This is a genomic window from Halomonas sp. AOP43-D1-4 (assembly GCF_052446175.1).
In the GTDB taxonomy this organism is placed as follows: domain Bacteria; phylum Pseudomonadota; class Gammaproteobacteria; order Pseudomonadales; family Halomonadaceae; genus Vreelandella; species Vreelandella citrativorans.
Genome location: NZ_JBQSVY010000008.1, coordinates 55,869 through 74,124, shown reverse-complemented (window position 1 = coordinate 74,124; position 18,256 = coordinate 55,869). Strand labels below are relative to the sequence as shown.

The following is an 18,256-nucleotide window of genomic DNA, read 5'->3' as shown; positions in this document are numbered from 1 at the left end:
TTGATATGTAGGGATATATTTTATACTAATGGCGAGAGTGTAACGGGTGAAGAACGAAGGTCATGAGTACCGATGCACTGTTGAAGCGACCGTTGCGGTTGCTGGCGGCAAATGGAAACCGCTGATCATTTACTATCTACTCAGCGGAACCAAAAGATTTGGAGAGCTTCGCAAGCTTATCGGTGGCATCACGCAGCGGTCGTTGACATTGCAACTTCGAGAGCTTGAATCGCACGGTATTATCTCTCGAGAAGTGTTTGCCGAAGTTCCACCACGCGTCGAATACTCGCTGACCGAGCTTGGACTTACTCTTTCCCCTGTGCTCAACGCCATGAAAGAGTGGGGAGATAGTTATCTCTCTTGGCAGCAAGATAAAGAGCAATGATATTGATGAAACTAGCTGGCTCTTTTGGAACTGGTAAATGATATGGCCAACCTGCGCGCTTTGGACCTCAATCTTCTGGTTATCTTGCATGCTCTGTTAGAGGAGCAACACGTAACACGAGCAGCACGTCGTCTCGCGCTTTCGCAACCTGCCACTAGTAACGCACTAGACAGGTGCCGACATGTTTTTGATGATCCTTTATTGGAGCATATTGCAGGTGAAATGCGATTAACGGCGAAAGCCCAGTCGCTAAAAGAACCGTTGTCCCAAGCACTGCTTGCCATATCGGCTGTCGTAGAGACACCGCAAGCTAAATTGACGCAAGTTCGCCAAACGGTCCGCTTGATAATGGCAGATCAACCAGGCCTTACGGTCATGACCCACCTTTTAACCAGGTTAAGTACCAGCGCTCCAAAAGTGAATTTAGTGCTATTGCCATGGTGCAGCAGCAAGGATGCTCTGCATCGTCTGGAAAATGGTGAGGCTGATATTGCGATATCAACGTTTTCTGCGCTGCCTCCAACATTCCATCGTCAGGAAATTGGGTATGAGGGCTATGTTGTGGCCATGCGGGCCTCGCATCCTGCCGTTCGGAAGTTTAACGTGGATGAGTGGCTGGCCTGGCCACATATCGTTGTTTCCGGTGAAGGGGATATACGCGGGTCTCTGGAAGGAGTGTTAGCCCAACAAGGAAAAGGTCGTCATGTCGGTGCTGTTGTACCGAATTTCACCATGATCGAGCCCTTGCTTAGAGCAACGGATATGATTGCTACCACACCTATAAATTGTCTTTCTGACACCCAAGCCCTAGCGATTTTCGAGCCGCCCATCCCGGTGCCAGGCTTCAGTCTACATTTAGCTTGGCATGCGCGAAGAGATGGCGATTTGGTCGTACAACATGTGACCGAAACGCTGCGATGCCTCTTTCAAACAGAAGGCATCGCAGCAGCGATATAATGCACCGCCAGCGATAAGAAATTGTCCTAAAACACCACATGGAAAGACCCCAGCTAGTAGGGGATACCAGTGAGGAATCTTTTGCGAGGAATTGGTAACATGACTATTTAACTCACTCATCACTCAAACCTCCTGTGGCTCGGGTGATGCAATCCAGGATTTTAATACCTCTGCATAACGGGCCCCTTCGGTCTTGAGCTCGTCCAGAGACAGCTGATTGGCACGGTAGACGATAAAAGGGTTGCTCCAGGTCAGCTCACAACGGTGGGCTGTCGCGCGAATCGGGGCAAGTAGCTCAAGCATGGTGAACATATTACGCCCGCCCTTGCTATAAGCGTCGGGCGTATTGCCTGCGGTCACCGAGACCATTATGGGCATGCCTCGTAGCCTGCGCCCCTCCGACTCGTAGTTAATGTAGAACAGTCGCGTTAGCACGGCATCTAGCCATGCTTTCAATATCGGCGGGGTAGCGTACCACTGCATAGGGTACTGCAGGACGACCCGGTCCACGGCCAACAAACGATGCACCTCGGCACCGGTGTCAATCTCGCCATTGGGGTAAGCTCGCTGTACGTCGAAGATTTCGACATCATCGATTTGGGAGGCGGCAGTGGAAAGGGCTGCGTTGGCATGCGAGCTCGCAATATCAGGATGGAAAAGTAGTACAAGTGTTTTCGACATGGGAATACTCCGGTTGGGATTACCCCGCTAGCTTTATCCTGTGTGCATTATTTGTCTAATGGATAGTTGATATGGCTATCTATTGATTTGGTGAATGGCTGGTGTGAGTAATAATGTTTGTCTCAATTAGCCTAGGAAAATGCCGGATTTAATATTATTTTAGGCGACAGCCTGTGATCATCGGTTCACTGACTTTGCTAATCCTATAAGCCGGTTGGTCCTGATTATCGACTCCAGCTACTATCGGTTCATGAATACAAACCTTATAGATATAGTGCGTCGATATTTGGATGCACATGCAGATACTGTGGGCCTCGCGCAAACACCGGTTTCCGGATTGACGATTATTCGCTCGACCAAACCAAGCGATCTGCAACATGCCATTCCCAACCCGCTTATCTGCTTGATATTGCAAGGCACGAAGCTCGTCACGTTGGGAAAGGAGACCTACAATTTCGAGGCAGGAAACTCGCTGTTGATCACGGCCGATGTCCCAACGGTCAGTCAGATTACGCACGCCAGTACCGATAAGCCCTATATGGCACTTGTGCTGGATCTCGATCCGGTGGTAATTAGCGATTTGGTACTGGATATGAAAATGGTACCGAGGGTGAACGGAGCCGCCGTACGTTACGATGCGACTGATACGGATGTGCAGGATACGGCACTGCGTTTGATGAAACTTCTGGATCGCCCTGAGTCTCTGCCGGTGCTACATAGCCAACTGGTGCGAGAGATGCACTATTGGCTGTTGTCTGGCCGCCATGGAGAAGCCATTCGGCGCCTCGGAGCCCCAGAAAGTCGTGAGCAGCGAATCTCCCGTTCAGTTGCTATTCTTCGCGCCGATTTCAGGAAGACACTACCGGTGGAACAGCTTGCCGCTGAAGCGGGGATGGGCGTCTCGTCTTTTTATCAGCACTTCCGTGCTGTGACGTTGCTCTCGCCATTGCAGTTCCAGAAACAACTTCGACTTATTGAGGCCCGCCGACTTATGGTGTCGAGAGGTCTGTCTGCAAGCAGTGCAGCCTTTGACGTGGGTTACGAGAGCGTTTCTCAATTTTCAAGGGAGTATCGACGCCTGTTTGGCCTGTCACCAAGCCGGGATAAGGAATCCGCTAAGAAAGTGCTTCATACCAAATAAAATTAACAGTTCGGCCGTTGCTCACAGAGAAAAATTTACGATTTTTCAGTCCGGACACTAACATAAAAAGCCTGCCGTAAAGGCAGGCTGTTGGTTAGCTACATGCATGTACCTAGCGAAACTATTCTGATCAGATACCTTGCCCGCCGGATACTTCAATCCGTTGCCCGTTCACCCAGCGATTGTCGTCGGATAGTAGGCTAGCAATCATAGGCCCGATATCATCGGGTACTCCGACGCGGCCAAGTGCGGTCATATCAGCGAACACTTTGTTAAGGTCCGGGGTATCCCTTACGGCACCCCCTAGAAAGTCGGTTTCGATAGCGCCGGGCGCAACGGTATTTACCGCTATTCCTCGTTCACCAAATTCCTTCGCCATATATCTGGAGAGTACTTCCACAGCCCCTTTGACTGCCGAATAAGCAGAGAAGCCCGGGAATGTACCTGTGGTCAGCCCGGAAGACAGGTTTACGATTCGTCCACCGTTAGCCATTAGTGGCAGTAAAGATTGTGTGAGGAAAAATACCCCTTTGAAATGTACATCAACCAATCGGTCAAACTGTTCCGGGGTGGTTTCGGTAATAGGAGCCATATCTCCATGGCCGGCATTGTTCACTAAATGATCGAACGTCTCGCGTTGCCATATGTCATTCAGCACTTTTCGTAGCTGATCGACAAGCTGCGGGAAACTGGCGATATCTACTGTATCTAATTGCAGAGCAATGGCCCTACGGCCTAGCCCCTCAATTTCCTGAACCACTGCCTCGGCGTTTTCTCGGCCGCTATGGTAGGTCAGGATTACATCGCTGCCTTTGTGGGCAATGCTGAGCGCAGTATTTCGGCCGAGGCCTCGGCTCCCACCTGTAACGATAGCGATACTCGACATGCTTCACCTCCACTATGTATTTGTGTAACACCTCGCAATTATTGCGAATATGGTGAAAGAGTACGCAGCCGGAACCTCGAAGAATTTTGCCTATTTCTCCAAATTCGCTAGCATTATTAAAATCAGGATAGTGAAGCCCTTTAGTATTCTGAATGAGCATACGTTGCAGACAGGAAGATGCGGTGCATGAAACTGGAAGTTGGAACTCGCCCTGTATCGAGTCGAAAGGTCGGTCAGCTAGTAATACTTGTTTTTGTGGTGAATATCCGGATGGGCTAAGTCATCGCGCCTCTAGTAAATTATTAATTTCACTCTCAATTGAATCCTCTACTGCGGCTCGTACTGGATAGCCGAATGCCTTGCCCAGAGGTGCCAAGGCGACACGCAGAGATAGCGCTACGGCTGGGCTTTTGACGATGACGATGTTACCCGCACACACACGCTTGAGGTGTTCCCGGTTGCGCTTGAGCCATAGGGAAAAGCGCTTTCTTTCTTCCTTATCGACTTCCTGATCCCGGTTCGGCACCTCGCGTGTCAATAGGACGAACTGTTCGCTTTGGTGCAGCAAACTATCCAATTGTGATTCCCAATTGGAGGATCCAATAGAAGATATCCAAACGCGTGGAAAGTGGCTGGTGTCGATATGCATATAACAATCCTCTGAATGATTACAGCCGATGATGAGGAGAGGTGATTCGTTGCTTAATTCCTGCGATGAGTAAATCCAAGCCCGTTGCAAAACGATTGTCGAAATCTTCTGAAAAGATCGCCTCGCGTGCGGCCCAGCTATGTGGATATTTCTCTCGCGCTGAGTCGAGAAAAGTCTGCTTGCGTGCAGCCAGGTCCAGATTGCTCTCGGGACCCAGTGCTTGCTCCTCCATCACGAGACCCAAGACATAGTAGGTCACCGTGAAACTGGAGGTGGCGGCTAGCTCTGCATTTGCACCTGCTTGGATAAAAGCTGAGATCATGGCTTCGCCAGTACGCAACACGTTGTCGGTAACGACATAGGTGCCAGCAAACACTCTTGCGCCATCGCGGTGTCGTAACAGCGCTAGCCGAAGTTCTACAGCGACTTGGCGAACACGATCCTCCCATGGCTGTGCTTCAGGTAGATCCTTTGCAACAGCGTCAACCAAGGCATCGGCCATACCGTCGATAAGTGACTGTTTATTTTCGAAATGCCAATACAGCGAAGGTGCCTGTATCTGAAGCGCTTGTGCCAGCTTGCGCATCGTCAGTCCTTCAATCCCATATCGGTCAAGTAGTGACAGTGCGGTCTCGATGACCCTGGATCGCTCGATTCGAGGTGCTTTTGTCGCCATGTTCTTTCTCTCATGTTCTTGCTCTGCAGAGGTTGACATCTAACACTGTTAGTCTAGCATGACGCACTACTGCCTAACAGCGTTAGATTGGTGTTGACCATGAAATACCTCTGGAACCTTATGCTCGCAGTCACGCTTTCGGGTTGTGCCAGCATGGGGGATATAGAAGATCCCCAGTCCGCTTTGAATACCCCGAAATCATTTGGGGCGGTGGATACAGGGTGGCATCGGCCATCACCGCATTGGTGGGAGCGATATCATGACGCCGGTTTGAATGCGTTGATAGATCAAGCGCTTGCCCAGAGTCCTGACATACGGTTGGCGCAAATACGGGTCTCTCAAGCGGCGGCTGTTGCCGATCAAGCCGGTGCGGAACATGGGCCCAACGTGGACGGAAATGCTCGTGCAACGCGTAAACGTTATGCAGAGCAATACGATGTTGGCGCACCTTTGGCGGGGCACTATGGATCGACGTATGTTCTTGGGGTTGAAGCTCGCTATACCTTCGATTTCTGGGGGCGCCAGCGTGCTGCCTTGAAGGTAGCGCTGGGGGAGACGGCAGCACGGCAAGCCGAGGTGCAAGACGCAAAGATCTTACTCACAAGTCAGATAGCCGAGAGTTGGTTTGAGCTATCTAGATTACTAGAGGTGAAAAAGTTAGCTGAGAACGCTCTCGAGTTGCGCACTCAGACTCTGCGTATTGTCGAGTCTCGAGTTAAGGCGGGGCTCGACACCGAGGTTGAGCGCTGGCAAGCCGAGGGTGATTTGCCCGCTACGGAACGTGATATTGCTGAGCTCGACGAACAGATCGGCTTGCAGCGAAACACATTAGCAGCCTTGGCAGGGCTGCCGATGAATGCGTTGGCCGATGCGGTACCAGACCTGGAGCCAACACAGGGCACCTTCTTGCCGCCCTTTATACCTGCTGAATTGATCGGGCAGCGTGCCGATGTCGTGGCGGCGCGCTGGCGCGTGGAAGCGGCCACCCAAGGCATTGAAATCGCCAAGGCCGATTTTTATCCCAATATTAACTTGCATGCTTTCGCAGGTTTGGCTCGGCAAGATCTTTCTGTGGGGCTATCTGACTGGCTGGATGCTGGTAGCCGCACCTACAGTATTGAACCTGCCATCAGTTTACCTATTTTCGATGCTGGCCGATTGCGTGCTCATCTAAAAGAGCGTGTATCGGATCTTGATGTCGCCGTTGAAACCTACAACCACGTGTTGCTGACGGCTGTTCGTGATGCAGCGAATCAAATGGTCTCGCTGGGTGCGCTGGAGCCACAGCTTCAAGCTCAAGAGCGAGTCCTGACGACTAGACGTACAGCATTTGATCTAGCCAAGCGGCAGTACGCGTCGGGTTTGACTAACTATCTGACCGTGTTGAATGCCCAGAATGCCCTACTTCAAGCGCGTAAACAGCAAGCGGATATAAGATCGCGAGCCTTGGTGCTTGATGCCGAACTCAACCGCGCTTTGGGTGGCGGTTTCGATACCTCAAACTCAACCATGCATTTTACGGGTAAGTCATCATGAGTACGTCTGAAGTAGGTAAGCGGCGGTCCTGGGCTCTGCGTTTGGCACCATGGGTCGGATGTATTGCCATTTTCGTGTTGGTGGTAATGGTTACAACACATTGGCGTCACTGGACAAGTAATCGAACGATACAAACCACTCAAAATGCCTTTGTAAAATCGAATTTCGCGATACTAAGTGCCAGGATCTCGGGGTATATCAATGTATTACCCGTCGGTGATTATCAAGCCGTCCAGGCGGGTGACATTATTGCTCAGATTGATGATGCCGATATTCGGCTCAGGATCTCTTCCAGAGAAGCGGCCCAAGCCAAGGCCCAGGCTGAGTTGGAGAACCTGGATAGGGAGTTAGCCCAGCAGCTTGCACGCATTGAGCAAACTCAGGCCAAAGTGCGCGCGGCCGAGGTAAGGGCGCGCCAGTATCGAACCAGCCCAGAACGCCAGTCTGAGCTGGTTCAGGAGGGAGCATTATCCCGTCAAGTTTTTGAAAGAGCCCAGGCAGACTTGGAGCACGCTGAAAGCCAACATGAGGAGGCGGTTGCAGAATTAGAGTTAGCAAACACTTCGTTGAGTGTTTTGGAAGGCCAAAGGGCCGTCCGTCGAGCCGAGCTGGATGCAGCCACCGCTGATCTCGAAGCTGCTCGCCATGATCTTGACTATACGCGGATCGTAGCACCTTTCGATGGTGTCATTGGCAAGCTGAAGGTTCAGCGTGGCAGCCTGGTCACCACTGGAACACAAATTGTTTCTCTTGTCCCATCAGCGCGGCCTTACATCATCGCCAACTATAAGGAAACGCAGCTCGCACGTGTGAGAAATGGTCATCCAGTTGAGCTGACTGTCGATGCATTGCCCGGGATAAAGTTACATGGCCGTGTAGCGGAAATTGCTCCTATGAGCGGTGCTGAAACCGCATTATTGCCCGCTGACAATGCTTCAGGGAATTTTACCAAGGTTGTGCAGCGAATACCGGTTCGTATTGAACTGGAACCTGGGCAGGAGACTATCTCGGCGCTACGGCCAGGGATGTCAGTTAAAACTGATATCAATACCGGTGGAAAACTAATAACACCCTATCCGTCCATCTCTTCAGAGGTGGCAAGCCTTGTGGCTCGTCATGGAGAAGCGCAATGATGAAGCTCGTGGGCATGCTTTCCAATGCCTCTCGGCCGCGGCCCATCCTGACGGTAATGGCCATTTTTCTGGGAGCAGTACTTACCACCTTGCAGGGGCGGCTGTTTTCCATGGCCTTGCCCGACCTGCGTGGCCAGTTTGGGTTGGATGTACTAGAGGCTGCTTGGTTGGGGACCGCGCTGAATGGCGCCCAACTGATTACCATGCCGATTGTCCCTTGGCTAGCCACGGTAATCGGCCCGACGCGTGTATTGGTCACTCCCAGTCTCGTTCTGGGGCTGGCAACCTTGTTGATTCCCGTATTTGCGCAGAACTATCCCATGCTGCTTATTCTGCACTCCGTCACAGGGCTATGCTTGGGGGTTTACCTCCCTCTAACGATCTCTTTGGCACTGCGCAATCTACAGCCACATTTTTGGCTGATGGCCATGGCTGCCTATAGCCTGCGTGTCTCAACGGGAATGGATGCGGGGGTAGGCATCTCTGGATTTCTCGTGGAAGAGATCAGTTGGCACTGGGTTTACTGGGCCGCGAGCATTGTCGCACCACTGATTGCTCTGCTGGCGTGGAAAGTGATACCTCTGTCACCTGTCGATCATGAAAAATGGCATCAGGTAGATTGGGGAGGCATGGGACTATTCTGTAGTGGATTAGTGCTGATTTTTATGGGTCTTGAATCGGCTGAGCGATTGGGATGGTGGGACTCTGGTTTCGTCGTTTCCGCTTTAGTAGGTGGGGGTATTCTTTTTTCCTCTGCCGTTGTGCGAGCAGTGATAAGTAAGGGGGGCAAGTTTGGCGAGCTTATCGGGCTGAGCAACTGGAATGTCAGAATCTGCATGGTGATTGCCTGCTTATTTGGTGTTTTGATGACACCTACTTCACTGCTTATTCCAACATTTATTCAAGAAATGGGAAATCTCAAGCCACTGCAGGTTAGTACTGCCACTTTCGCTGCGTTCGGCGCTTATTTGGCCTCGATACCGTTGGCCATCTTTCTAGCTCGACGGATAGAGGCACGGTTACTGATTATTCTAGGGCTCACGGCGATCGCCGTTGTTGCATGGGTGGGGGGCGGCATCAATCATAGCTGGAGAACGGAGCAGTTTATCTCCATGCTTATTTTCCAGGCTCTGGGTGAGAGCATTATGCTGATTGGTTTGATTGCTGCTTTTGTCACCAATATTAATCCGCAGCATACGATAGCGCTGGGTGCTTATATTCCGATCGCTCGTGTAATGACCCCGGTAGTGGCAGGCGCCGTTATGTCGACTTGGTTACGGATGGCAGGGGATACGAGCCGTGCATCACTAAGTATGTATTTGCAAGGAGGAGATCCTGTCGTTGTTGAAAGTTTATCCAGCATAGGGTTGTCGGGTATTGCACAAGTGCTCACTCGAGAATCACATGTGCTTGCCCATATTAGCGGATTTCACTTAGTGTTTTGGGTGAGTATTTTGTCACTTGCTCTGGCTACACTGCTACGTTCATCGCCTCCTAACCCAATCACGCCACCTGTGGTCGCTGCGGGAATCTCTGGCTAGAGGCGTGTTCTTTTTTTACGCGTCAGATATGGCGTGCAACGCCTACTCGATGAACTCATCCATATCGGCAGACAGGGTTACCTCCTTACCCGCCTCCAATACATTGAGCCTTTGCGTTAGCGCTTGGTTAATGGAGTGATAGGCCGTGCTGCCTAATGCCAGCCGTAATGGGGGAGTGGACATATCGACTGTTTCGATGATGAGATTAACGGTTTTTGTCGCATCGCCTTTAATAGTGAAAGCACCAGAAGCTAACGCACGACGAATCTCGCCCGCTGGCGTCTCTTCATATACCGACACCGTCTGCGTGCGGTCCAGCGCATCCGCAAACTGGGTGGCGGTGGGGCCTGGTTCGGCAATAATGAAATCAATACCCCAGGGCGCCACCTCCTGAGCAACCGACTCGACAAACCCCTCAATTCCCCATTTGGTGGCATGGTAAAGGCTGAAGCATGGGTAGGCGATTTGACCGCCTTCTGACGACATCTGCACGATACGTCCGCCCCCTTGCTCGCGTAGATGAGGCAGTACCGCACGAATCAATTGGATTGAGCCTGTGAGGTTTGTCGCTATTTGTCGCTCGATCTGTTCGTCACTTGCTTCTTCGGCGGCGCCAAAAACTCCATATCCCGCGTTGCTGACGACGACATCAATTCGGTCGAACGTTGAAAATGCTTGCGACACCGCCTCTCTCATTGCCCGTGTATCGGTAACATCGAAGTTAACTACCTGTAAACGGTTACCGTGCTTGGCCTGCAAGTCGTCCAGGGCGCCGTTGCGCCGTAGCGTGGCCACGACACGGTCGCCGCGTTCAAGTAGATATTCGGTAAGAAGGCGGCCAAGGCCGGTAGAGGTGCCTGTAATAAGCCAGGTTTTAGCCATGAATTATCTCCTGTGAGTTGATTGAGCGTTGCAAGAGATAGGTTAGGCCAGTAATACTGTTAATAAAATACTCAACAATTGAGATGAAGTAGTGAAGGGTGTTCACCAATGGGTAAGCCAACGTTAACCGATCTTAACGCCTTTAAAGCGGTGGCTGAACATCGTAGCTTTCGCCGTGCTGCTGACCTGATGGGCGTTAGCCGGTCATCACTTAGCCACACTGTACGCACCCTTGAACGAAGATTGGGCACGCGGCTTTTACACCGAACCACGCGGAGTGTCTCGCTAACCGAGAGTGGCGAGCGCTTACTCCTGCGCTTGAATCCGCTGCTAGGTGAGCTGGATACCCTTCTGGAAGAGGCATCGAGTCATGAAGGTAAGGTAACGGGAAGATTGCGCATTAACGGTAGCGAAGCGGCTATTCGCCTGTTACTGCAACGTACCGTGCCCCGGTTTCTAACGCTTTACGATAGCGTCGAGCTTGATCTGGTCGCGGAAGGGCGGCTAGTAGATATTGTGAAGCAGGGCTTTGATGCGGGCGTAAGGTTAAGGGAGGCCGTCCCCAAGGATATGATCGCTATTCCCGTAGGGGGTGAGATACGTTTTCTTGCCGTTGCTTCTCCTGGCTATTTAAACGGCAAACCGATTCCTGAAACGCCCGACCAACTCGCCATACATCGGTGCATAAGGCAGCGGTTGCCCAGCGGGAAACTTTACCGTTGGGAATTCCAGCAATATGGTCAGGATATGTTGGTTGACGTGCCTGGCGTTATGACGCTGGACAGCAGTCAGTTGATGGTGGAGGCGGCAGTGGCTGGATTAGGCATTGCCTATGTACCGGAACCCTATGCTCACGCCTATCTTCGCGATGAAAAGCTAGTAACGGTGCTTGAGGATTGGTGCCCTCACATACCCGGCCTGTATCTTTACTATCCCAACAACCGGCATGTACCGCCCAGCTTGCGAGCATTCATTGATTTGCTGCGAGAGTGACGCGCGTTCCTGAGGGAGGAATCAGTCAGCTACTTCCCACCATTATTGGGGGGCTGAAGTATCATTAGTAGGGATGGGAGCCTGCTATGGAATTACCGAGCGGTAATTATTAAAGGATTAAGGTTAAAAATATGAGAATAGTTACTGAGCGGTAATCTAATGCTGGGCTTGCGCTGTTCAAGATCAGCCAAGCGGTTATTGGGTGGGTGTTCTTTGCACTAAGCAGGCCAGCATATCTTCGGTCTGCCAGAAACATCTGGCTGGAAGCGAGGGGAGGGATAGGGCGTAAAAAGATAAAAGGGCCGTTCGTTAAACCACGAACGGCCCTTTGTGCGTCTACGCGTAATTGCAAAAAGGCTTACGCCTCTTCAACCCCATCCACAATAAATACACGGTAGTCCGCACCCTGGAAGCGGTGTTTACGGGCTTCCTGGTAGGCGTCGCTTTGGTACCAGGCGCGGGCGGCGGCCATGTCGGGGAAGCGTAGGATTACCGCGCCTTCCATATTGCTGCCTTCCATTACTTCAAAATCACCGTAAAAGGCGAGCGGCTTCGGGTCGTGGCCTTCGCGGGCGGCTTTTGCCTTGGTGGCGTATTGCTCCATTTCCTTGGCGTCGTGAGTGCGTTCACGAGTCAGTACAACGTAAGCCGGCATTCCATTCTCCTTGGGTAATTATCAGGAAAGCTTCTTCAACAGTGCTTGGGCGGTGGCTTCAGACGAACCGGGGTTTTGGCCGGTAATCAGCAGGCCGTCGACGAGTACGTAAGAACTCCAGTCATCGCCTTTACTGTACTGGCCGCCGCTCTCTTTAAGCATATCTTCGACCAAAAACGGTACCACGTTTGTCAGGCCAACGGCGTCTTCTTCGCTGTTGCTGAAACCGGTCACTTTACGGCCCGCGACCAGCGGCTTGCCGTCGCTACCTTTCACATGGCGCAGCACACCGGGGGCGTGGCATACCGTGGCGACCGGCTTGTTGGCGGCCATTGCGCCTTCGATCAAGCGGATGGAGGTGGCGTCTTCGGCCAGGTCCCATAGCGGGCCGTGGCCGCCTGGGTAGAACACGGCATCGAATTCCGCCAGGTCAACGTCGACCAACTTGTGCGTGTTTGCCAACACTTGCATTGCTTCACTGTCGGCCTCGAAGCGCTTGGTGGCGTCGGTTTGAGCATCCGGCACGTTGCTGTTGGGGTCGAGCGGCGGCTGGCCACCAGCGGGGGAGGCCAGGGTCAGCTCGGCACCTGCGTCTTTAAACGTATAGTAAGGCGCGGCCAGCTCTTCGAGCCAGAAACCGGTTTTGTTGCCGGTGTCGCCAAGCTTATCGTGTGAGGTAACGACGACTAGGATTTTCATGATTGCGTCCTTTCCTGGGTGAGAGAGAGGTTGGGGGCGAGGTCTAACAGAGCGTAGGTGGCTTTTAAGGCGGCATCCAGGGGCACCCGGTCACGGGTAATCTTGGCGCGCAGGCTGGCACCCAGCCATAGCTGGTAAAGGGTGGTAGCCAGTTCCAAGGCACTGCCGTGAATGTTGACAGACTGAGGCAGCGAACCATCGGCAGCGGCGGCTTCGATTGATTGCGCTAACCTGGCAATAATGCGCTCAGTACCGTGTTGCAGCACGCGGCGCATGCGCTCGGAAAGATCGCTGACTTCGGCGGCAAGCTTCACCGCCAGGCATTTTCCGCTGGGGTCGCAATGGTGTTGGGTATCCCGCCAGTGCGCCCAGTAGCTGAGAAAACGCTCAGCGTGAGAAGCGCCCGACTGGGTAAGGCGTTCTTCAATTTGCGCGAGATAACCACTGAAGTAGTCTTCCAGCAGTGCTTCGCCAAACGCTTCTTTGGAGCTGAAGTAGTGATAAAAGGAGCCTTTAGGCACCTCGGCGGCTTTGAGAATCTCGTTAAGACCTACCGCCGAGAACCCCTTGCCACCGATGATGACCTGGCCGGTGTTAAGAATGCGCTGCCGGACATCGCCGGTAACAGGTGTCATATTCATAGCCACTAGCTTACGCCTGATTAGACCAGTCGTCTATAAGGGGCGCATCACTGTTTCTATGCCGATTAGGCGTTTCTGCAATGTTGGTCTTCACCCTCGCGTTTTCAAAAACAGTGAATCTTCCTGGTTAGTTGGAGAGTCTCGCAATTACTTTGATTTCAAAATCGAAGCCTGCCAGCCAATTCACGCCAACCGCCGTCCAATTGGGGTAAGGCTTGTCTGGAAACGCGCGGTTCTTGGCTTCCAGCACGGTCGCGAATTGGGCTTCAGGATCCGTATGAAAGGTTGTGACATCGATGATATCGTCAAAGCTTGCGCCCGCAGCTTCCAGCACGCTTTGCAAGTTGTCGAAGGCGAGCTGAACCTGTGCGGCGAAATCCGGCTCGGGCGAACCATCTTCACGGCTGCCCACTTGGCCCGATACAAATAGCAAGTCGCCCGAGCGGATGGCCGCAGAATAGCCATTCTTCTCGTAAAGCGCCTGTCTGCTTTGAGGATAAACTGCGTTACGTGTTGCCATATCTCTTTCTCCATCCGTTGTTCAAATACCGGCTTGGCCGTTGGGTGATCTACTGTAGGTCTGCTGTCAGGCTGGATAAACAGAGAATTCTGGTCAACACTGTTTGCACTTTCCAAACAATCACAAGGCGGCAACGCTGTAATGGACCGTTTCAATGCAATGCAGGCATTTGCTCGGGTCGTCGAGACGGGCAGCTTTACCAAGGCCGCTGAAACGCTGCAAATCAGTAAAACCAGTGTGACCCAGTTAGTGCAGCAGTTAGAGGCACGGCTGCGGGTAAAGCTTCTTAACCGCACCACACGAAAAGTTAACGCGACGGCAGACGGCGCGGCCTACTACGAGCGCGTTATAAAACTGTTAGCCGATATGGATGATGCTGAAACCAGCCTCTCCAATGCGGTGGTGTCGCCGCGCGGACGGCTTAGAGTCGATGTGCCCAGCCCGTTTGCGCGAATGGTTTTGATACCGGCGCTACCGGGTTTCTACGCACAGTACCCCGATATTCAACTTGATATGGGTGTTAGCGACCGCTTGGTGGATTTAATTGACGAAAACGTGGATTGCGTAGTGCGCGGCGGAGAACTTACCGATTTATCGTTGGTAGCGCGCCGGATAGGGGAACTAAGTGTTGGCGTTTACGCCGCGCCCAGTTATCTGCAAAAAGCGGGGGTGCCTTCGCATCCGTCAGCGTTATCTGCCCCGCCTCATTACATCGTCGGCTTCAAGTGGCGTGCTGGTTTGGCTTCCCTCTATACCCCTTACCACGAAACAGAGAGCGTTAGCGTCCAGGGGCGCCATAGGATTACGGTCGATGATGGCAATGCAGCGCTTGCGGCAGGTTTAGCGGGGCTTGGCACGATTTTGCTGCCTGATTACATGGCCCGGGAACACGTTGCACGTGGTGAGTTAGTGCCCTTGTTCGAAGAGTGGCACTTGGACCCCATGCCGATGTTCATCGCATTTCCGCCCAATCGGCATGTAAGCGCCAAGCTACGTGTGTTCATTGATTGGGTCATCGCGCTAATGAATGAGCGTGAGCTGGGGCATAAACCAAACCGCTAATAGACTAAAGTTCAGGGCAGCGAATGGCTATAGAGGCGGCGTAACTTGGTACGCTAGCGAGGGTTAGCATGTAAGGTTTCAAACATACGCTCACTTCTCCGTTCCCGTGTCGAGTTAAGGCGAATTCATGATCATTTCAAGCCCTTCTGATTACCGACAAGCTGCCAAGCGGCGTGTTCCTCGTTTTTTGTTTGATTACCTTGATGGCGGTTCGGTGACGGAAAGCACGCTGCGCAGCAACGTAGAGGCGCTGCAGGCTATCCCTTTGCGCCAGCGCGTGCTGCAGGGCGGCGGTACGCCGTCGCTTGAAACTGAAATTTTAGGCAGCCAGTGGAAGATGCCGGTTGCGCTGGCGCCGGTGGGTGCCACGGGCATGTATGCTCGGCGTGGCGAGGTACAAGCCGCGCGCGCCGCAGAGAAGGCGGGGATTCCCTATACGCTTTCCACGGTGTCGGTTTGCTCGATCGAGGAAGTGGCGAAAAATGCCCACGGCGAGCAGTGGTCTCAGCTTTACGTGCTGAAAGATCGCGGCTTTATGAAAAACGCCCTGGAGCGTGCCTGGGAAGCGGGCATGAAAACGTTGGTGTTTACCGTGGATATGCCACTGCCGGGTTCGCGCTACCGTGACCGTCGCTCGGGTATGTCAGGCCCCAATGCCAAGCTGCGCCAGTATGCTCAGGCAATCACTCACCCGCAGTGGGCGTTTGATGTCGGGCTTAAAGGCAAGCCGCTGTCGTTCGGTAACATTGAGGCCTACACCGGGCATGAAATGAACATGGACGACTACATGGGCTTTCTGGCGAAAAACTTCGACCCCTCCATTAGCTGGAGCGATCTTGAGTGGATTCGTGAGAGCTGGAAGGGCAAGCTGATCATCAAAGGGCTGTTGGATAAAGAGGATGCACGGGATGCGGTGCGCTTGGGGGCTGACGGCATCGTGGTTTCCAACCACGGTGGGCGCCAGTTGGATGGGGCTATTTCCACCGCTCAAGCGCTACCGCATATTGCCGAGGCCGTGGGCGATGAACTGACGGTCCTGGCGGATTCTGGTGTGCGCTCTGGGCTTGATGTGGTGCGTATGCTGGCGTTGGGTGCCCAGGGCGTACTGTTGGGCCGCGCTTACGTTTATGCACTGGCCGCACGGGGCGAGCTGGGCGTTTCCCACCTGCTGGATCTGATCGCCGCTGATATGCGTGTCACTATGACGTTGATCGGTGCCAACTCGCCCGCCGAGATCAATTCAAACCACCTGGATGCTGTGGTTAAAGAGATAAAAATGAGCGAGTAGCACACGCTGCCCTTAAAATGTTCAACGATTGGCTGGTGGTGGCGTCAGTCGGTATCATAGTACTGATGTTGTCGACCATGACGCCTTTCTACGCGAGCTTTTATGACCCAATCTAAAACGCCCTTTATTGTGGTGCTGAGCCTGGCATTGACCATGATGCTGGGTCCGTTTTCAATGGATACGTACCTGCCGGCCTTTCCTGTCATTGGCGAGTCGCTGGGGATATCTCAGCAGGCCGTGTCGTTAAGCGTTTCAGTGTATGTGTTCGCGATGGCAGTGGGGCAGCTCATTGGCGGTGCGCTTTCGGACCGCTTCGGTCGCCAGCGTGTATTGATGAGCGGGTTAGCGATTTTTGCGCTCTCAAGTATTGTCATCGGCATGGCGGATTCCTTGAACACTCTGCTTAGCGGGCGGGCCGTTCAGGCCATTGGCGCGGGTTTGACGCTTGTATCGGTACCGGCGCTGGTACGCGACAGGGTAGCGGGCCGCGACGCCGCGAAACTGTTCTCGATGATGGGCTTTATCATGGTGCTGGCGCCGGGTATCGCCCCGAGCGTTGGTAGTGCGATTCTGGCGTTGGGTTCCTGGCACTATATTTTCTTTGCCCTGGCGGTGTACGCGGTGCTGCTGGTGCCGTTACTGGTGCGAGTACTTTTTTCCGGGAAGGGCAAGGTGTCGCGAGCGAAAAGTCCCAAGATGAGCCTGCTGGCACGTTATAAACTGGTGCTGTCGACGAAACCTGCCTTGCCGTTTATCGCTTGGCAGGCTGCCTCCTTTTCCACCCTGATGATGTTCATTACCTACGCTTCCTTTATCTATCAGGGGCACTTCGGTCAGTCGCCCTCAAGCTTTTCGGTGCTGTTTGCGGCTAACATCGTCGCGATGCTTTTCTTCAATATTTGCAACCGTGTACTGCTTTCCAGGATGTCGTCGATGCGCATCCTGCAATTGGCAACGGGCTGTCAGGCGGTCGGCATTGCATTGCTAGTGATGGCTGCCTTTATGGAGTGGCCAATGTACGCTTTCCTGTTTGCCATGATGCTGACCATTGGCACAGTAGGGGCGATCTCACCCAATATTCAGGCCTGCTTTTTGGAGTTTTTCCCCACTAGCAGTGGTACCGCCGCCGCGCTTTTGGGCGCCGCCCAGTTCGGTATCGCCGGGATTTTGAGCGCCCTGTCTGCCATGCTGCCGCATACGCTTGAAGCGGTGGTGTTGGCCATGGCCGCCTGTGGCTCGGTCGCGTATCTGCTGCTTGCCCGCTCAATTATCAAAGGGCGTGCCGCAGTCGAGGCGTAATGAGCCCAACAGCGCCCCTTGCCAAAAGCCCCGTGTTATCCAGAACACGGGGCTTTTTTATTAAGCATCTGCTGAGCTTACTAATTGTTCGAAAAGTGCTTCTATGGCCTGCGTAGTCGGTGTTTCGTTGGCAAACAGGATGCGGTACATCAGAGGCGCCACCACTATTTGGGTGACCAATCCTATATCCATCGGCTGCTCGCCTCTGGCGAGGGCGCGTTCGTTTATTACTTCAATCTGCTGACGCAAGAAGCCATCATATTTACCCGCGCTGGTATGGCCTTCTGTGCCTAGAACATCGCGGAGCATCGCCCGCCCTGGGGCTGATGACATTTCCTCAAAGTACTCAACAAGCCAGGCTAACAAGTCGCTACGCACACTTCCTGTATCGGCTGGCGGCTGCTCCGGCTGCAGTTGTTCGACGGCAACGTCGGCCAGTAACTGGGCAAGATCACCCCAGCGACGGTAGATCGTCGAGGGGGTGACGTCAGCGCGTGTGGCAATGGCGGGCACCGTAAGCCCGGCCCGGCCTTGCTCTTGTTGCAGATCTCGAACGGCTTGATGAACGGCAGCCTGAATACGAGCGCTGCGGCCCCCTGGACGAGGAGTGGGTTTGTTGGTCATGTGTCCCT

At 53.2% G+C, this 18,256-nt stretch carries 20 protein-coding genes; 10 read left to right on the top strand and 10 right to left on the bottom strand.

The features are described 5' to 3' along the window. Window positions 1-46: 46 nt before the first annotated feature. Window positions 47-385, top strand: a complete 339-nt coding sequence (locus ACT3RQ_RS10245; protein ID WP_444680423.1) for a winged helix-turn-helix transcriptional regulator — start codon at window positions 47-49, stop codon at window positions 383-385. 24 nt (window positions 386-409) lie between these two features. Next, complete coding sequence (locus ACT3RQ_RS10240; protein WP_444680422.1) at window positions 410-1,342, top strand: LysR substrate-binding domain-containing protein; 933 nt, start codon at window positions 410-412, stop codon at window positions 1,340-1,342. Between the two features lie 123 nt (window positions 1,343-1,465). Here ACT3RQ_RS10240 and ACT3RQ_RS10235 read toward each other — a convergent pair whose 3' ends face one another. Further along, a complete protein-coding gene (locus tag ACT3RQ_RS10235) occupies window positions 1,466-2,023 on the bottom strand; it encodes an NAD(P)H-dependent oxidoreductase (protein ID WP_087108069.1) in 558 nt (185 codons plus the stop codon). A 286-nt stretch (window positions 2,024-2,309) separates the two neighbouring features. Here ACT3RQ_RS10235 and ACT3RQ_RS10230 point away from each other — a divergent pair, with 286 nt between their 5' ends. Continuing rightward, window positions 2,310-3,164 (top strand): AraC family transcriptional regulator, encoded by an 855-nt coding sequence (locus ACT3RQ_RS10230; protein ID WP_225733682.1) that lies wholly within the window; start codon window positions 2,310-2,312, stop codon window positions 3,162-3,164. Window positions 3,165-3,294: 130 nt separating this feature from the next. On the opposite strand, the gene ACT3RQ_RS10225 is transcribed toward ACT3RQ_RS10230, so the two are convergent. From ACT3RQ_RS10225 to ACT3RQ_RS10215, 3 genes are all read right to left on the bottom strand, one after another. Next, window positions 3,295-4,050 (bottom strand): SDR family NAD(P)-dependent oxidoreductase, encoded by a 756-nt coding sequence (locus tag ACT3RQ_RS10225; protein WP_444680421.1) that lies wholly within the window; start codon window positions 4,048-4,050, stop codon window positions 3,295-3,297. Window positions 4,051-4,330: 280 nt separating this feature from the next. Then, entirely contained in the window at window positions 4,331-4,699 is a 369-nt protein-coding gene (locus tag ACT3RQ_RS10220) for a hypothetical protein (protein WP_087108075.1), read from the bottom strand. A 19-nt stretch (window positions 4,700-4,718) separates the two neighbouring features. Then, window positions 4,719-5,375 (bottom strand): TetR/AcrR family transcriptional regulator C-terminal domain-containing protein, encoded by a 657-nt coding sequence (locus ACT3RQ_RS10215; protein WP_192526595.1) that lies wholly within the window; start codon window positions 5,373-5,375, stop codon window positions 4,719-4,721. A 99-nt stretch (window positions 5,376-5,474) separates the two neighbouring features. Here ACT3RQ_RS10215 and ACT3RQ_RS10210 point away from each other — a divergent pair, with 99 nt between their 5' ends. The 3 genes from ACT3RQ_RS10210 to ACT3RQ_RS10200 are packed head-to-tail and all read left to right on the top strand — an operon-like array spanning window position 5,475 to window position 9,585. After that, entirely contained in the window at window positions 5,475-6,911 is a 1,437-nt protein-coding gene (locus ACT3RQ_RS10210; RefSeq protein WP_087108079.1) for an efflux transporter outer membrane subunit, read from the top strand. Continuing rightward, the gene (locus tag ACT3RQ_RS10205; protein ID WP_444680420.1) at window positions 6,908-8,044 is read left to right on the top strand and encodes an HlyD family secretion protein; all 1,137 of its coding nucleotides are present in this window, start codon (window positions 6,908-6,910) and stop codon (window positions 8,042-8,044) included. Before ACT3RQ_RS10210 ends, ACT3RQ_RS10205 begins: the two co-directional genes overlap by 4 nt. Then, window positions 8,041-9,585: an MFS transporter gene (locus ACT3RQ_RS10200; protein ID WP_444680419.1), complete on the top strand. Its 1,545-nt coding sequence runs from the start codon at window positions 8,041-8,043 to the stop codon at window positions 9,583-9,585. Before ACT3RQ_RS10205 ends, ACT3RQ_RS10200 begins: the two co-directional genes overlap by 4 nt. A 42-nt stretch (window positions 9,586-9,627) precedes the next feature. Here the strand turns inward: ACT3RQ_RS10200 and ACT3RQ_RS10195 are convergent, their stop codons facing one another. Then, window positions 9,628-10,467 (bottom strand): SDR family oxidoreductase, encoded by an 840-nt coding sequence (locus ACT3RQ_RS10195; protein WP_444680418.1) that lies wholly within the window; start codon window positions 10,465-10,467, stop codon window positions 9,628-9,630. A 108-nt stretch (window positions 10,468-10,575) separates the two neighbouring features. On the opposite strand from ACT3RQ_RS10195, the gene ACT3RQ_RS10190 reads away from it, so the two are divergent. Beyond that, entirely contained in the window at window positions 10,576-11,460 is an 885-nt protein-coding gene (locus ACT3RQ_RS10190) for a LysR family transcriptional regulator (protein WP_444680417.1), read from the top strand. A gap of 358 nt (window positions 11,461-11,818) precedes the next feature. Here the strand turns inward: ACT3RQ_RS10190 and ACT3RQ_RS10185 are convergent, their stop codons facing one another. The 4 genes from ACT3RQ_RS10185 to ACT3RQ_RS10170 form a co-directional block, all read right to left on the bottom strand. Beyond that, on the bottom strand, window positions 11,819-12,115 hold the full coding sequence (locus ACT3RQ_RS10185; protein WP_417421406.1) for a DUF1330 domain-containing protein: 297 nt from the start codon (window positions 12,113-12,115) through the stop codon (window positions 11,819-11,821). 21 nt (window positions 12,116-12,136) lie between these two features. Next, on the bottom strand, window positions 12,137-12,814 hold the full coding sequence (locus ACT3RQ_RS10180) for a type 1 glutamine amidotransferase domain-containing protein (RefSeq protein WP_444680416.1): 678 nt from the start codon (window positions 12,812-12,814) through the stop codon (window positions 12,137-12,139). Then, window positions 12,811-13,455 carry a TetR/AcrR family transcriptional regulator gene (locus ACT3RQ_RS10175; RefSeq protein WP_444680480.1) on the bottom strand — a complete coding sequence of 215 codons (645 nt, stop codon included), beginning with the start codon at window positions 13,453-13,455 and terminating at the stop codon, window positions 12,811-12,813. Before ACT3RQ_RS10175 ends, ACT3RQ_RS10180 begins: the two co-directional genes overlap by 4 nt. A gap of 127 nt (window positions 13,456-13,582) precedes the next feature. Continuing rightward, on the bottom strand, window positions 13,583-13,975 hold the full coding sequence (locus ACT3RQ_RS10170) for a RidA family protein (RefSeq protein ID WP_444680415.1): 393 nt from the start codon (window positions 13,973-13,975) through the stop codon (window positions 13,583-13,585). 141 nt (window positions 13,976-14,116) lie between these two features. On the opposite strand from ACT3RQ_RS10170, the gene ACT3RQ_RS10165 reads away from it, so the two are divergent. The 3 genes from ACT3RQ_RS10165 to ACT3RQ_RS10155 all read left to right on the top strand — a co-directional run bounded on the left by ACT3RQ_RS10165 (window position 14,117) and on the right by ACT3RQ_RS10155 (window position 17,624). Next, a complete protein-coding gene (locus ACT3RQ_RS10165; protein WP_444680414.1) occupies window positions 14,117-15,037 on the top strand; it encodes a LysR substrate-binding domain-containing protein in 921 nt (306 codons plus the stop codon). Between the two features lie 127 nt (window positions 15,038-15,164). Then, window positions 15,165-16,325 (top strand): FMN-dependent L-lactate dehydrogenase LldD, encoded by a 1,161-nt coding sequence (gene lldD / locus ACT3RQ_RS10160; RefSeq protein WP_192526602.1) that lies wholly within the window; start codon window positions 15,165-15,167, stop codon window positions 16,323-16,325. A 102-nt stretch (window positions 16,326-16,427) separates the two neighbouring features. Continuing rightward, window positions 16,428-17,624, top strand: coding sequence for a Bcr/CflA family efflux MFS transporter (locus tag ACT3RQ_RS10155; RefSeq protein WP_087108100.1), 1,197 nt, complete (start codon window positions 16,428-16,430; stop codon window positions 17,622-17,624). A gap of 60 nt (window positions 17,625-17,684) precedes the next feature. Here the strand turns inward: ACT3RQ_RS10155 and ACT3RQ_RS10150 are convergent, their stop codons facing one another. After that, a complete protein-coding gene (locus ACT3RQ_RS10150) occupies window positions 17,685-18,248 on the bottom strand; it encodes a TetR/AcrR family transcriptional regulator (RefSeq protein ID WP_444680413.1) in 564 nt (187 codons plus the stop codon). Window positions 18,249-18,256 lie beyond the last annotated feature (8 nt).